This window comes from Phaeobacter sp. JH20_02, from assembly GCF_048056915.1.
Taxonomy (GTDB): domain Bacteria; phylum Pseudomonadota; class Alphaproteobacteria; order Rhodobacterales; family Rhodobacteraceae; genus Phaeobacter; species Phaeobacter bryozoorum.
Map to the genome: position 1 here is coordinate 728,396 of NZ_JAYMVP010000022.1, position 15,153 is coordinate 743,548.

The 15,153-nt window shown below is 61.9% G+C and carries 12 protein-coding genes; 7 read left to right on the forward strand and 5 right to left on the reverse strand.

All coding sequences use genetic code 11. From position 1 onward, the window contains the following. Positions 1–66: 66 nt before the first annotated feature. Positions 67–1,956, reverse strand: coding sequence for a propionate-CoA ligase PrpE (gene prpE, locus VWY34_RS10255; RefSeq protein WP_416544769.1), 1,890 nt, complete (start codon positions 1,954–1,956; stop codon positions 67–69). A gap of 40 nt (positions 1,957–1,996) precedes the next feature. Between prpE and VWY34_RS10260 the strand changes: the two genes are divergently transcribed. Then, on the forward strand, positions 1,997–2,176 hold the full coding sequence (locus VWY34_RS10260; RefSeq protein ID WP_340545256.1) for a hypothetical protein: 180 nt from the start codon (positions 1,997–1,999) through the stop codon (positions 2,174–2,176). 85 nt (positions 2,177–2,261) lie between these two features. Here the strand turns inward: VWY34_RS10260 and VWY34_RS10265 are convergent, their stop codons facing one another. Beyond that, complete coding sequence (locus VWY34_RS10265; protein ID WP_340545257.1) at positions 2,262–4,550, reverse strand: NADP-dependent malic enzyme; 2,289 nt, start codon at positions 4,548–4,550, stop codon at positions 2,262–2,264. 152 nt (positions 4,551–4,702) lie between these two features. Between VWY34_RS10265 and VWY34_RS10270 the strand changes: the two genes are divergently transcribed. From VWY34_RS10270 to VWY34_RS10295, 6 genes are all read left to right on the forward strand, one after another. Further along, the gene (locus VWY34_RS10270) at positions 4,703–5,800 is read left to right on the forward strand and encodes a cupin domain-containing protein (protein ID WP_416536257.1); all 1,098 of its coding nucleotides are present in this window, start codon (positions 4,703–4,705) and stop codon (positions 5,798–5,800) included. Positions 5,801–5,954: 154 nt separating this feature from the next. Continuing rightward, positions 5,955–6,347 (forward strand): cytidine deaminase, encoded by a 393-nt coding sequence (locus tag VWY34_RS10275; protein ID WP_340545259.1) that lies wholly within the window; start codon positions 5,955–5,957, stop codon positions 6,345–6,347. Between the two features lie 3 nt (positions 6,348–6,350). Continuing rightward, complete coding sequence (locus VWY34_RS10280; RefSeq protein WP_416544770.1) at positions 6,351–7,661, forward strand: thymidine phosphorylase; 1,311 nt, start codon at positions 6,351–6,353, stop codon at positions 7,659–7,661. Then, a complete protein-coding gene (locus tag VWY34_RS10285) occupies positions 7,661–8,878 on the forward strand; it encodes a phosphopentomutase (RefSeq protein ID WP_416544771.1) in 1,218 nt (405 codons plus the stop codon). Before VWY34_RS10280 ends, VWY34_RS10285 begins: the two co-directional genes overlap by 1 nt. Before the next feature lie 156 nt (positions 8,879–9,034). Then, a complete protein-coding gene (upp, locus tag VWY34_RS10290; protein WP_014874324.1) occupies positions 9,035–9,667 on the forward strand; it encodes a uracil phosphoribosyltransferase in 633 nt (210 codons plus the stop codon). A gap of 229 nt (positions 9,668–9,896) precedes the next feature. Continuing rightward, positions 9,897–11,228 carry an SPOR domain-containing protein gene (locus VWY34_RS10295; RefSeq protein ID WP_416544772.1) on the forward strand — a complete coding sequence of 444 codons (1,332 nt, stop codon included), beginning with the start codon at positions 9,897–9,899 and terminating at the stop codon, positions 11,226–11,228. A gap of 609 nt (positions 11,229–11,837) precedes the next feature. On the opposite strand, the gene VWY34_RS10300 is transcribed toward VWY34_RS10295, so the two are convergent. The 3 genes from VWY34_RS10300 to VWY34_RS10310 all read right to left on the reverse strand — a co-directional run bounded on the left by VWY34_RS10300 (position 11,838) and on the right by VWY34_RS10310 (position 15,145). Then, the gene (locus VWY34_RS10300) at positions 11,838–12,590 is read right to left on the reverse strand and encodes a VOC family protein (RefSeq protein WP_340545263.1); all 753 of its coding nucleotides are present in this window, start codon (positions 12,588–12,590) and stop codon (positions 11,838–11,840) included. 4 nt (positions 12,591–12,594) lie between these two features. Next, positions 12,595–13,677, reverse strand: a complete 1,083-nt coding sequence (rsgA, locus tag VWY34_RS10305; RefSeq protein WP_416544773.1) for a ribosome small subunit-dependent GTPase A — start codon at positions 13,675–13,677, stop codon at positions 12,595–12,597. Between the two features lie 457 nt (positions 13,678–14,134). After that, positions 14,135–15,145, reverse strand: coding sequence for a hypothetical protein (locus VWY34_RS10310; protein ID WP_340545265.1), 1,011 nt, complete (start codon positions 15,143–15,145; stop codon positions 14,135–14,137). Positions 15,146–15,153: the final 8 nt, after the last annotated feature.

Below are 15,153 nucleotides of genomic sequence, written 5' to 3' on the forward strand. Positions count from 1 at the left end.
CACATCATACAAAGACAGGCTCCGCCGGGTGGCGAAGCCTGCGTTTGTCAGAAGCCTGCGCGCGTCTTACTTCGCGTATCCGAGAGTTTGCAGCGCTGTGGTGATCTCGTCCAGAATGACCGGGTCATCGATGGTCGCGGGCATCTTCCACGGCGTGCCGTCGGCGATGTTCACCATCGTGCCGCGCAGGATCTTGCCGGAGCGGGTCTTGGGCAGGCGGTCCACGACGCAGGCCAGTTTGAACGCCGCCACCGGGCCGATCTTCTCGCGCACCAGTTTCACCACCTGCGCTACTACCTCCTCATGGGGCGTGTTGCAGCCAGCATTGAGGCAGAGGAAACCCAATGGCATCTGCCCCTTGAGGCTGTCGGCGACGCCAATTACGGCGCATTCAGCGACATCCGGGTGGCCTGCCAGCACCTCTTCCATGGCGCCGGTCGACAGGCGGTGGCCCGCCACGTTGATCACGTCATCCGTGCGCGCCATGATGTAGAGATAGCCGTCCTCGTCCTTCATCCCGGCATCGCCGGTCTCATAGTAGCCGGGGAAGGTGGTGAGGTAGCTTTTCTTGAAGCGGTCCTCAGCATTCCAGAGCGTCGGCAGCGTGCCCGGCGGCAGCGGCAGTTTCACCGCAATTGCGCCCAGCTCGCCCGGCGCCACCGGGTTGCCGCCTTCGTCCAGAATATCGACTTCATAGCCCGGCATCGGCACGGCAGGGGAGCCGAGCTTGACCGGCAGCTCCTCGATCCCCAGCGGGTTCGCGGCAATCGACCAGCCGGTCTCTGTCTGCCACCAGTGGTCGATCACCGGCACCTTCAGCTGCTCCTGCGCCCAGGTGATGGTGTCGGGGTCCGCACGCTCGCCGGCCAGGTAGACCTGTTTGAGGCAGCCGAGGTCGTATTTCTTGACGAACTCGCCCTTCGGGTCCTCGCGTTTCACTGCCCTGAAAGCAGTCGGCGCGGTGAAGAAGCTCTTGACCTTATGCTCGGAAATCACCCGCCAGAAGGTTCCCGCATCGGGCGTGCCGACGGGTTTGCCCTCGAACACGATTGTGGTGTTGCCGTGAATAAGCGGCCCGTAGCAGATATAGCTGTGGCCCACGACCCAGCCCACATCCGAGGCGGCCCAGAACACATCGCCGGGATCGACGTTGTAAATGTTCTTCATGGTCCAATTGAGTGCCACCAGCTGGCCTGCGGTGTGGCGGATCACCCCCTTGGGCTGGCCGGTGGTGCCGGAAGTATAGAGAATATAGGAAGGGTGGTTGCCCTCAACCGGCACACATTCGGCAGGTTCCACACCGTATTGGAAACCGTGCCAGTTCACGTCGCGGCCTTCGATCAGCTCGGCCACTTCCTGCTCGCGCTGGAAGATCACGCAGAAGTCGGGTTTGTGGGTGGCCAGGTCGATGGCGCCGTCCAGAAGTGGTTTGTAATGGACCGTCCGCCCCGGCTCCAACCCGCAGGAGGCGGCGATGATCGCCTTGGGCGTGGCGTCGTCGATCCGCACCGCCAGTTCGTTGGCGGCAAAGCCGCCGAACACCACCGAATGCACCGCGCCAATGCGGGCGCAGGCCAGCATCGCCTCCAGCGCCTCGGGGATCATCGGCATGTAGATGATGACGCGGTCGCCTTTCTCCACGCCCTTGGCCCGCAGCGCCCCAGCCAGGGTGGCGACACGGTTGCGCAGCTCAACATAGGAGATTTCGCGCTTCGTCTGGGTGATGGGGCTGTCGTAGATGATTGCCGTCTGCTCTCCCCGGCCTGCTTCGACATGACGGTCGACAGCGTTGTAGCAGGTGTTCACCTTTGCATCGGCAAACCATTCGTAGAGCCCATCGCCCTTGTCGGTCAGGGCCTTGCTCGGCGCGCGATCCCAGCTGATCGACGCTGCGGCTTCCATCCAGAATTGTTCCGGATTGGACCTCCAGCTCTCATAGACCTCTGAATACGACATGCGGTTCCTCCTCACTCATCCTTGGAGGTGAGTTAGGCGCATGGATCGCCACCGGGCAAGCGTGCTGGGCGACGTCGCGTCAGATTGGCGCAAGAAATTTGCATTTTTTGCCGGTGTGGCGTTGCAAAGTTTTGCAAACAGGGTGCGTTCGCGGAATTTACAGCAAGATGAAGCGCAGTTTGCAAAGTCTCTGCGCAAGCCTCAGAAGCCGGTCGTCTGAGGGAGGGTGGGGCAGGCACTCTGATTCGAGGCCACGTGCCTGCTCTGTTTGTGGCGCTGCGGGATCTGCGCCCCGCAGCCAGCCGTCAGCTGTAGTGGGCGACGGGCGTTCCGGCGATTGCCGCCATGTTCAGCAGCCCGCGGGCGGTGATCGAGGGGGAGACGATATGCGCGCGATTGCCCATGCCCATCAGGATCGGCCCGACCTCCAGCCCGCCGGCCCGCATCTTGAGGATGTTGCGCACACCGCTCGCGGCATCGGCATGGGCAAAGATCAGCACATTGGCCTCGCCCTCCAGTCGCGAATTCGGGAAGATCCGGCTCCGCAGCTCAGGATCCAGCGCGGTATCGATATTCATCTCGCCTTCGTAGATGAAATCGCGGGGCGTCCGGTCGAGGATGTCGATGGCCGCGCGCAGCCGTGCGCCGGAATCGCAGCTGGTATTGCCAAACTGCGATTGCGAACACAGGGCGATCTTTGGCTCCAGGCCAAAGCGGCGTACGTGGCGCGCGGCGCCCAGAACCGTCTGCGCAATCTGTTCCGGGGTTGGTTCGATCCGCACATGGGTATCACCGATGAACAGCGGCCCGTCCTCAAGGATCATCAGTGACAGCGCCCCATGGGGCTCATAGCTGCCACCGCCAAGCACCTGGTTCACGTAGTTCATATGCCAGCGATATTCGCCAAAGGTGCCGCAGATCATGCTGTCGGCCTCGCCCCGGTGGACCATGATTGCGCCGATGGCCGTGGTGTTGGTGCGCATGATCGCCTTGGCCAGATCCGGGGTCACGCCTTCGCGCTGCATCACGCGGTGGTAGCTGGTCCAGTAGTCGTAGTAACGCGGATCGTTCTCCGGGTTCACGATCTGGACGTCGGTGCCGGGGCGGATGCGCAGGCCCAGCCGTTCACAGCGGGTTTCGATCACCTCGGGCCGACCGATCAGGATCGGCGTTTCGGTGGTCTCTTCAAGGATGCCCTGAGCCGTGCGCAACACCCGCTCATCTTCGCCCTCGGTGAAAACGATGCGGCGCGATGCAGCCTTTGCCGCCTCAAAGACGGGTTTCATCAGCAGGGCGGATTTGAACACGGTCTGGTTCAATTTCGCGCGGTAGGCGACAAGATCATCAATCGGACGCTGGGCGACACCGCTGTCCATGGCGGCCTTGGCCACGGCGGAGGACACCACACCGACCAGACGCGGGTCAAACGGCTTGGGGATGAGGTAGTCGGCGCCAAAGGTCAGCTGTTCGCCCTGATAGGCGGCTGCCGCCTCGGCCGAGGTGGTCATCCGGGCCATTTCGGCGATACCCTCGACACAGGCGATCTGCATGGCGTCGTTGATCTCTGTCGCGCCCACATCCAGCGCCCCACGGAAGATGAAGGGGAAGCAGAGGACGTTATTGACCTGATTGGGAAAGTCGCTGCGGCCGGTGGCGATGATGGCGTTGGGGGAGACGCTGCGCGCCACATCCGGCAGGATCTCGGGGTTGGGGTTGGCCAGGGCAAAAATGATCGGACGATCCGTCATCTTTGCCACCATCTCCGGTTTCAGGACATTCGGGCCGGACAGGCCGAGGAAGAGGTCCGCGCCCTCGATCACCTGATCCAGCGTGCGCAGGTCGGTTTTCTGTGCAAAGGCGGACTTATGCGGGTTCATATCCTCGGTGCGGCCTTCATAGACCAGCCCGTGCAGGTCGCAGAGCCAGATATTCTCACGCTTCACGCCCAGTTTCACCAGCATGTTGAGGCAGGCAATCCCCGCCGCGCCACCACCGGTGGAGACAATCTTGATGTCTTCGAATGTCTTACCCGCGACGTGCAGTGCGTTTTTGGCGGCTGCGCCCACGACGATTGCGGTGCCGTGCTGGTCATCGTGGAAGACCGGGATATTCATCCGCTCGCGACAGATCTTTTCCACGATAAAGCAGTCGGGGGCCTTGATATCCTCAAGATTGATCGCCCCAAAGGTCGGCTCCAGCGCGCAGACGATATCGGCCAGCTTTTCCGGATCGCTTTCGTTTACTTCGATATCGAAACAGTCGATGCTGGCGAATTTCTTGAACAGGACGGCCTTGCCTTCCATCACCGGTTTCGACGCCAGCGCGCCGATGTTTCCAAGGCCAAGGACCGCTGTCCCATTGGTCACAACCGCGACCAGATTGCCGCGCGACGTGTATTTCGCCGCGTCCGCAGGATCGGATTTGATTTCGATGCAGGCCTCTGCCACGCCCGGCGAATAAGCCCGCGCCAGATCGCGGCCATTGGCCATCGGCTTGGTTGCGCGGATCTCCAGCTTACCGGGGTTGGGATAGGCGTGATAGTGCAGCGCGGCATCGCGCAGGGTTTGGGTGTCGGACTTTGGATTTTTGGTCATCAGGCGCTCCAGAGACTATAGTTTAGCATTAAACGACTTTTGACGTCAGGGAAACAGACTATTCTCGTTGGGTGTTTGGGGGCTTTCGCAAGAGCTTGCGCCCGAGCGCGCTTGGTCTCACTGTGTGGCAAAAGACCAAAAGGGAGCGAAGAATGGCGGATACGATTGCGGAGCTGCGGCTGCCGACGCAGGAGCTGCGGGACGACATCCCGTTTTACACCAAAACCCTTGGGATGAAGCTGGACTCGATCTATCCGGCAGATGATCCGGCTATCGGGGTGTTTTCGGGCCATGGGCTGCGGCTGCGGATCGAGCGCGGCGCCGCTGAATCACCCGGCACAATTCGCATCCTGACTGATGATCCCGATGGGTTTGCCGGTGGTGCCCGTAGGCTGACCGCTCCCAATGGCACCCAGATTGAGATTGAAGAGCGCAACCCACCACTGGTGATGCCCGAAACAGTGCATAGTTTTGTGGTGCGGCGGCTGAAGGATCAGGCGCCATGGATCATCGGGCGCGCGGGTATGCACTACCGCGACCTGGTGCCTGACCGGCTGGGCGGCTCGATCATCGCCAGCCACATCCGCATTCCCGACGGCGGCCCGGTGCCGGATATGGTGCATTTCCACAAGGTGGGCTTTCAGCTGATCTTCTGTATCCACGGCTGGGTTGATGTCGTCTATGAGGATCAGGGAGACAAGATGCGTCTGACGGCAGGCGATTGCTTCATCCAGCCGCCGGAAATCCGCCACCGGGTGCTGGAGGCCAGCGACAATGTGCAGGTGATCGAGATCGGCGTCCCGGCCGAGCATGTGACCGAGATCGACCACGAGATGACCCTGCCGACGCCGCACTACCGTCCCGAACGGGAATGGCAGGGCCAGCGGTTTGTTTACAACAAGGCAGAAGGCGCCGAATGGATGCCGTTCCGCCTGCCGGGCTACATCTGCCGCGACACGACGATTGCCGAGAACACCAAGGGCGTCGCAGGCGTACAGGTGGTGCGCCGCGGAGAAGGCGCGCCGCAGTGGGCCGCGCATGACACCGATATCCATTTCACATTTGTGATGAACGGCACAGTCACGCTGGAGGGCGAGGGCCGCGAGCCTTATCAATTGGAACAGGGCGATGCCTTCGTCATTCCGCCGGGGATGAAAACCCGCCTCAGCGCGCCGTCGGATGATGTGGAACTGCTGGAGGTGACGCTTCCGGGTGTGTTCAACACCAGCTTGGCAGAGCCAACGGTCTGACCGCAGATCCTGGGTGGATCATCAGGCAATAGCGGTATTGGCCGGAGGATGTGATATTGTGGTTCAGCTTGGTCGAGGGGGCTTTCGCTCCTTCGGCAAATTCAGCTATCGTCTCAAATTCTGACCAGTTGATCAAAAAAATCAGGGAATCGCCATGAGCCTCAAAGATGCTGCCACCGCCGTTCGTGAAAACGCACACGCGCCTTATTCCAACTTCAAGGTCGGTGCGGCGATCCGGGCAGCATCCGGTACGGTCTATGTTGGCTGCAATGTGGAAAACGTTGCCTACCCAGAAGGCACCTGCGCAGAGGCCGGTGCCATCGCCGCAATGGTTGCCGCAGGCGAGACGAAGCTTGAGGCGGCATATGTGATTGCCGATTGCCCGGCGCCAATCCCGCCCTGCGGCGGCTGCCGTCAGAAGCTGGCGGAGTTTGGCGCGCCCGAGGTCAAGGTGACACTTGCCACCACAGATGGGCTGGAGCGCGAAACCACGATTGGCGATCTGCTGCCCGGCGCCTTTGGCGCGGACCATATGGAACGGAGCTGAGCCATGGACGCACGCGCGATCATCGCCAGCCTGCGCCGGGGAGAGACACCCGGCGATGAAGACCTGCGCTGGTTTGCCGAAGGATTGGCCAATGGGGCCGTCTCGGATGCGCAGGCGGGTGCGTTTGCCATGGCGGTTTGTCTGCAGGGGCTTGGCGTCGATGCGCGGCGGGCCTTGACGCTGGCAATGCGTGATAGCGGTGACGTGCTGCGCTGGGATCTGGATGGGCCGGTGCTGGACAAACACTCTACCGGTGGGGTCGGCGATTGCGTGTCGCTGCTGCTGGCACCCGCGCTGGCGGAATGCGGTGCCTATGTGCCGATGATCTCCGGTCGGGGTCTGGGCCATACCGGCGGGACGCTCGACAAAATGGAAGCCATTCAGGGCGTCAGCACCCAAGTGTCCGAACAGGGGCTGCGCAGCATGATGCAAAGCGTAGGCTGCGCCATCGTGGGGGCGACCGCTGAGATCGCCCCGGCGGACAAGCGGCTATATGCGATCCGTGATGTCACCGCCACGGTGGATAGTCTGGACCTGATCACCGCCTCAATCCTGTCAAAGAAACTGGCGGCCAGCACCGATGCGCTGGTTCTGGATGTGAAAATCGGCTCCGGTGCCTTTATGAAAACGCTGGACGAGGCCGAGGCGCTGGCCCGCAGTCTCACTGAGACGGCGAATGCGGCCGGTTGCAGGACCTCGGCGCTGATCACTGATATGAACCAGCCTTTGGCGCCCGCGCTGGGCAACGCGTTGGAGGTGGCGGAGGTGATGCGGGTGCTGACCGGTATCTGCGGTCAGACGGGCGCCTTGGCGGAGCTGACGGCGGAGCTGGGAGGTGTCTTGTTGGCACATGGCGGATTGGCGGCGCAGAGCGATGCCGGGGCGGATATGATCCGCAAGGCCATTGCCAGCGGGGCGGTTGCCGAACGTTTTGCCCGAATGGTCGCCGCGATGGGCGGCCCGACCGATTTCGCGGACCACTGGCAGACAATTCTGCCGACGGCTCCGGTGGTACGCCCCATCACCGCAGATCGGGCGGGCCATGTTCACGCCATCAATGGCGAGGCGCTCGGCCTTGCGGTCGTGCGGCTGGGCGGCGGGCGGATGATCGAAAGCGACGTGGTCGACCCCTCCGTCGGACTGGCGGAGCTGGCGCCGCTTGGACGCACGCTTTCAGTCGGCGACCTGATTGGTGTGATCCATGCCGCTGATGAAGACGCCGCTGATGCAGCCGAGGCCAGCCTGCGCGCAGCCTATCAGCTGTCTGATAGCGCGCCGGAGCGGCTGCCGCTGATCTACAAGAGGGTTTCCTAATGGCGCGTGCGTTTCTGGTGGTGATGGATTCCGTCGGTATCGGTGGTGCGCCAGATGCTGGTCAGTATTTCAATGGTGATCTGCCGGACATTGGCGCCAATACGCTGGCCCATATCGCCCAGGCCTGCGCTGCGGGCCGCGCAGAGGAGGGGCGCAGCGGTCCGCTGCAGGTGCCAAATCTGGATCGGCTCGGGTTGGGGGCTGCCGTGGCGCAGGCCTCGGCGGTGCCTTGCCCTGATCTGGGTGGGGCGGAGATTATCGGGCGCTGGGGTGTCGCCCGCGAGATCAGCCGGGGCAAGGATACCCCCTCTGGTCATTGGGAACTGGCGGGCCTGCCGGTGCCTTGGGATTGGTGCTATTTCCCGGATCAGACACCCGCGTTCCCGGATGATCTGGTGGCCCATGTCTGCGCGGCGGCCGGAACCGAGGCTCTACTTGGCAATTGCCATGCCTCGGGTACTGCGATCATTGCCGAACATGGCGCCGCGCATATGCAGTCGGGGCAGCCAATCTGTTATACCTCTGCCGATAGTGTCTTCCAGATTGCCGCCCATGAGGAGAGCTTTGGTCTTGACCGGTTGTTGGCGCTCTGCGAGGCGGTGGCCCCCTATCTTCACGCGATGAAGGTGGGGCGGGTGATTGCGCGACCCTTTGTCGGCACGCCCGAGACCGGATTTCAGCGCACCACAAACCGGCGTGACTACGCCATCATGCCGCCTGAACCGATCCTGACCAATTGGGTGCAGGATGCCGGTCGACCAGTGCACGCCATCGGCAAAATTGGTGATATTTTCTCGATGCAGGGGATTGATACGCTGAAGAAAGGCGATGATGCGACGCTGATGCGCCATTTGCAGACGGCAGTGGCTGAGGCCGAGGATGGCAGCCTGACCTTTGCCAATTTTGTCGAGTTTGACAGCCTCTACGGGCATCGTCGCGATATCTCGGGCTATGCGCGGGCGCTGGAATGGTTTGACCAAGAGATCGGCAAGCTGCTGCCGCATCTGCGGGATGGCGACCTGCTGATCCTTACGGCCGATCATGGCAACGATCCGAGCTGGCCCGGCACCGATCACACCCGTGAACAGGTGCCGGTGCTGATGGCCGGCGCGGGGGCCGGACCGCTGGGCAATCTGGCATTCGCGGACGTGGCAGCGACCGTGGCGGACCATCTGAAAATCCCTGCTCAGGGGCCGGGCCGGTCGGTGCTGACCTGATTGAAGCGGGCGGATGAGATGGCGTCCTCGGCAGCGTCTGCGCGCTGAACGGCGCCCGAATTTGCAGCGGTTGGAGACAATAGCCGACAAATCCGCCTTGCCTGTCCCACAGTGCAGGCACTAAGAGAGATTGAATTTTCCTGAAAGGAGCGCCCAATGTCCGATCATCTGACCGTTGTCGACCACCCGCTGGTGCAGCACAAGCTCACCCTGATGCGCGACAAGGGCACCTCTACCGCCGGTTTCCGCCGCCTGCTGCGCGAGATTACCCAGCTGTTGGCCTATGAGATCACCCGCGAGATGCCGCTGACCACCACCACCATCGACACTCCGATGGAGGAAATGGAGGCACCCATCCTTGCGGGTAAGAAACTGGCGCTGGTGTCGATCCTGCGGGCGGGCAACGGGATGCTGGACGGCGTGCTGGAACTGATCCCCTCGGCACGGGTAGGCTTTGTCGGTCTCTACCGGGATGAGGAAACCCTGCAGCCAGTGCAATATTACTTCAAGGCACCCGAGGGGCTGAAGGATCGGTTGGTCATTGCGGTAGATCCGATGCTGGCAACCGGCAACAGTTCGGCCGCGGCCATCGACCTGCTGAAAGAGGCCGGAGCAAATGACATCCGTTTCCTCTGCCTGCTGGCCTCGCCCGAGGGGGTGGAGCTGATGAAGGAGAAGCATCCGGATGTGCCGATCGTGACGGCCTCGTTGGACCGGCAGCTGAACGAGAAGGGGTATATCCTGCCCGGGCTCGGCGATGCGGGTGATCGGATGTTCGGCACCAAATAAGCCTGCGGCCCGCGTGCAGTTCTTGGGGCGGCATGGACACAAGGCACGGCCATCAAGGCAAGGGCGTCTGGCAACAGGCGCCTTTTCCATGTCCGTCGGGTGACACACCCGGGTGCGGGGAGGGTAAGGGTCGCGATGTCTCTGGGATCTTTCGTTAAATCGGGGAAACCCTGCTTTACTCAGATTCGCTTTTCGGGCATCCTGCGGCCATATGTTGTGGGGCTCTCGGATGACGCTTACTAGAATTATTGCAAGTGCTTTGATCGCAGCGGCCTGCTTCGGCACAGCAGAGGCGCAGTCGATCCGCCCCACCGAACCGCCGGCAGAATTTCCGCCCGCCTCCTTTGCAGGCAAGCAATATATCGACAGTCGCGGCTGTGTTTTCATTCGGGCGGGGATCGACGGCAATGTCACCTGGGTGCCGAGGGTAACCCGCAGCCGCAAACAGCTTTGCGGCTTCCAGCCCACTGAGCTTGCTGCGGCCCCCAGTTCGCCGAGAGCCACTTCGGCTCCGGTGCCGGAGCTGATCACCCTGCCGGAGGGGCAGCGAGCGAATAATCTGGAAGGCGCCGTAACTGCAACTACAGAGCCGGTTGCAGCAGCGCGCGCGCCGCAGACCGTCACCACCACCAAGCCGCAGCGCAGTGCCGTGCGACAGGCAAAGCCGCTTCGGGTTGGCACATCAACGGCGAAGCTGCCGCGCCGGCAGCCACTGGATGATGCCTATCGTCCGCCTCTCAGCACCGTAACCACGGCCAGTTCGGCGCCGGGCTTTGGCCGCTGTCCCGGCGCGTCTGCCCTGAGCCAGCAATATATCAACCAGACGGGCAATGTGCGATGCGGCCCGCAGTGGGGCAGCAGCCGCCTGTCCTCGGTTCTGGATCCCAACACCCGCGTTGTTCCCAAGCATGTCTATCAGGAGCGCAGCCTGAGCCGAGGGCTGGTAGTGCCGCAGGGGTATCGCCGCGCATGGGAGGATGACCGTCTTAATCCGCGCCGGGCGGAGATGTCGCTGGGCGGCGTACTCGCGGCGGCCAACGATGGCGTGCCTGCGGGATATGTGCGGGTGATCCATCAGGATCGCTACAATCCGAACCGCGGGCCGCAAACCGGCGCGATCTGGACGCGCACCGTCCCCCGCGAAGGCATTCGCCGTCCGGTCGATCGACCGGTTGTGAAGCTTTCGCAGAGACAGCTTGCAGGAGATGCGAGCACGTCCGTGGGCACCGATGAGGAGACCCTGGTCACCCGTCTGTCGACCCGGTCGGCGCCTTCCGGCGATGCGACATCAGCGCGCGCGGCCTCGGCTTCGATGGCCAAACCTCAGTCATCTCCGGCTACGCGGTATGTGCGCGCGGCGACCCTCGCCGATGTAAGTCAGGCCGACGCCGTGGCTCAACGGTTGCGCCAAAAGGGGTTGCCGGTGCGTCTGGGTCGGGTCAACCGCAATGGTCAGAGCCTGCAGGTCGTTCTGGCAGGGCCTTTTGTCGGGGAGGCGGCGCAAGCGGCCCTGTCGACAGTGCGCGCGGCCGGGTTCTCTGGCGCGCGGCTGAGCAAGTAATCACGACGGTGGGTCCGGTCAGCCACGTTGTTTGACCAATCTGCGTTCACGCAACGGAGCGGGGGCGGCTTGGCGCGGCGCTATGATTGCGCCAACCGCTTTTAGAACGTCAGAGATATTTGACTTTTTCGTCTCATCGTTAATCCAACACGGCCCCGGCCGAACTCCTCCTTCACAACATGGTCGCAGTATCGGCAAATGGCTCGCGGACGTTCTGTATTGTCCTAACAATTGCGCCGCGCCATTGTGCCAATATGCGTCAGCCCACAAAGCAGCAGTTAGATAGACGTGACCGCCGCAACGCCGATCTTCGAGTTCGGGGAAGCTCCCTTGCAAGGATTGCCTGCGAATTGGGAGTGACGGACTCTGCGGTACTTTGGTAGGCAAAAGAATGAGTAGATCGCAAAGATTGAGCAGGCGTTGGCCGACGCTTCGCAAACTACGCCAGAGCAGCTTACCCCTGATCTTTGCGAAGAAAACTAGAGCGGCCATCCATGGGCGACGCAGCGAAAGCGGGCAGTGAGCCCTGAGTTACGGATACTGCAGCGCGTACAAATGCCCGCTCTGCAGTTCCTGTGAAGAAGAGGCGAACTGCTAGAAAGTGGTCGTCTATTCGATGCCAAGAGCAAACGGCGCGCCGTCTGGATCACGCAGAATGGGGTTACGGGCTTGAACAGTTCCCTTCACATCCACAGGAGCCAGACACGCGCCTTTGGCTTCAGCAGCACGGCAGGCATCGGCGACTGAAGCAACCTTGATGCACGGGACCCAAGCTGCATTTGAATCGGTTGGCCAGGTCGCGGCATGTTGGAGTGCAACAAGATCGCCCTCAGGCCCGAGGAGTGCAAGACAATCCGTGTCCTGCTCGGGAGAGACCTTCCATCCAAAAAGCTCTGCATAGAACGCCAGCGGGAAGTCAGTCCCGATGCCGACGTACACGTCAGGGCCGAACTGCCGGTGTGGAACAGGGAAGCTGTGCCGGGACAGCGAAATCCCGACCAGAGCACCGAGCGGATCGCGGACGAGTGCATTGCGACCGACACCCGGCACCTCGAATGGCTCCCGAACGATCTTGCCTCCGAGCGTGGCGACGCGTCTGACCGCCGCGTCCACGTCGGGAACCTCGATGTAGGCGATCCAGCCATTTTCCTGCTCGGCAGGCGTCTCGGCCAACCCCGCACCCGCTTCGTCCCCGGAGAGGGCGAGGATGAAATCCTTCTCGCCGCCTCCCCAGGCAAAATCCGTCGCCCGCTCGACTTCATACGTCCATTTGGCCACGTGCTGGTAAAATGCCATCGAACACGCCCTGTCCGATGTGAAAAGATCGTGCCATACGATTTGACCTGCTTTCGACTGCGTCATCGTCTTACCTCCTGACATCTTTGATTTTCTTGACGCCGCGCACCATTTTTCCGAACGCCCTGTCGCGCGACCTGCGTTCCACAAGGCTCGCGGAGTTGAACGCGTCCTCCGCTATCAGCTTACGCCATCTGCCAAGCCGACGGGCATCGAGAACGCCATCATCAACAGCCGTCAGAATCGCGCATCCCGGCTCGGTCTCGTGCTGACAGTCGTTGAATCGACACCGCGCGGCCAACTCCTGAATATCGGCAAAGAGATCATTGATTCCGTCCTCCGCATCGGTGAGCTGCAATTCCCGCATGCCCGGCGTGTCCAGGATCAGACAGCCATTGCGCATAGCATGAAGCTCACGCCGCGTCGTCGTATGCCGCCCCTTCGCGTCGTCCTCGCGAATGGTCTGGGTCTCGATGGATTGGCTGTCGAGCAACGCATTGGCCAGCGTCGATTTCCCAACACCGGATGAGCCAAGGAACGCTACCGTCTTGCCGGGCTTGCACCAGGTCGCAAGGTCTGTCTTCGGGGCAGAACCGCGCGCGTCAAGTGCGACGACGTCGATTATGTCCGACACCGCGTGGGCCGCGTCAATGTAGTCTTCAGGATCCGCCAAGAGGTCGGTTTTCGTGAGGACGATGACGGGCGTGATCCGCGCCTCGAACGCCAAGGAGGCATAGCGTTCAAGCCGGGCCAATTTGAAGTCCTGATTGCAGGACGTGACGATAAAGGCCGTATCAATGTTCGCCGCGATCAGTTGTTCCTGCCGGTCGGTGCCGGGCGCGCGCCGCTTGATAAGGCTGGTACGCTCAAGAGCCCGACTGGACCGCGGGTGCGACTGGTCCAGCAACAGCCAGTCGCCGACAGTCACATCGGCTCTGGGCGGAAGGATGGTATCGATGCCGTCACCAAGGGCGTGCAGCCCGCTGCGATGCACTTCGACAACGCGAACAGGAGGTGTCGCGGCCATGTCTTCCACGCTAACTTGCTGGGTGAAAAACGGTTGCCATCCTAGTGCCTGAAGGGGGCTGAGTTTCGCCTGTGATCCGGTGTCGCGCGCGCGACGCGGAAGGAAGTCTGAGTAATCCCTCGTCATAGGGTTTTCACTTTCATGTCTCTGGCCCAAGTCAATTTTGGGCGCCGATGGTAGGAAACGAGTGAGCACATCAAACCGACCCGTCAGCTACAAAGTGACGGCGATGTTTGCGATTTTGTATGTGCTCCGGGAGGCGCGCTGCCTCCCTTCCTTACCGGGACATGAAAACTCCATTACAGATGACGTGCAGATAGTGGGGAAACATGCACAACACAACCGTTGATGGCTGATTTGGAACTCGTCTTCAGGTATCTGTAGCAGCCATTCAGCAGGAAAAAGGGTATGTCAGCTCCGTCGCATTCTGCCGACCCTGGCCTCGTTCGCGGTGAAGTTCCGATCGGGATCCCGAATGCTTGACGTTTGCGTCAGTATTGCGTGCAGCGGCCCGGTGACAGGATGCAGAAATCTCAACGCATCGTGTCAGAGGTGCGATGTGTTCCACACCGGTACTGTTGGATCAGCCGCAGATGCTTTGTAGCTGCACCCAGTCGCGGTCATTCAGTACCGGCTGCAAGTCACGGCCCGCCATCGGATCGGCCTCGATCAGGCCGAGCACTGTTTCACCGGTAATGTCCTGAGCGTAGGCATAGGGGCTGGAGGGAACGGCAGCACGGGCAAATTCAGCGAGTGTCGTGGCCTCGTCCGGCGTGGGGCGCGGCGCGCTAATGACGGTTTCCGCATAACGGTCGAGGGTTGCACGGGTCAGTTCACCGGTTGTGAGCATCCTGAAGGTGGCGCGAATGCCGCCCGCGGCCAGAAGCTCGGCCAGGGGGTCTTTTTCCACCGCACGGGCGCGCTCCACCAGTACCGCGCCAGCTGCTACCGCCGGATCTTCGTGATCCTCCACCAGCTCGCGGTTCAGAAGCACGATGCCACCTGGCAGATAGAGGCTGCTGGCCACGCCGCTGCGCAGGATCACCAACTGACGCACATCCAGCCGCTCTGCGAGACGTTCCAGAATGGGCGCGGTCTCCAATGTGCTGCAGGCCTGACCTGACACCCGTTCGATCCGGCCAAGCAGCGCCTGTCCTAGCGCCTTGCGTTTGATGTCCGGCACCACATTCACCGTATGCGAGAGCAGCGCATCGGGCAGCCAGAACACCGCCAGACCGGTCACGACAGCCAGCGCCGACAGCAGCGTCACCGAGCGAAGGCGACCGGGGCGGGCACGAGCGCGGGTGAGGGCGGATTGCAAACGGTCGATTGCGTCCAGCATCGCGGTTTCATCTTCGGCGATCTCCAGCGTTTCGCCCTGATCGCCGTAAGGGTGGAACAACGCGGGGAAACTGCCGGGGTTCTGTCGCTCTAATGCTGCCAGTGACCAATGGGCCAGTGGCCGGTCATTCATATCCGCAATGGTCAGGGTCGCGTCGCCAACCGAGACGATCACATCGCGCCGCTGCGCGTCAGGGGCAGCCCGCCACAGCGCAGCAGCTTCCAGCCGTTGATATTCCCGCAATGCCGTCATGAATGGGG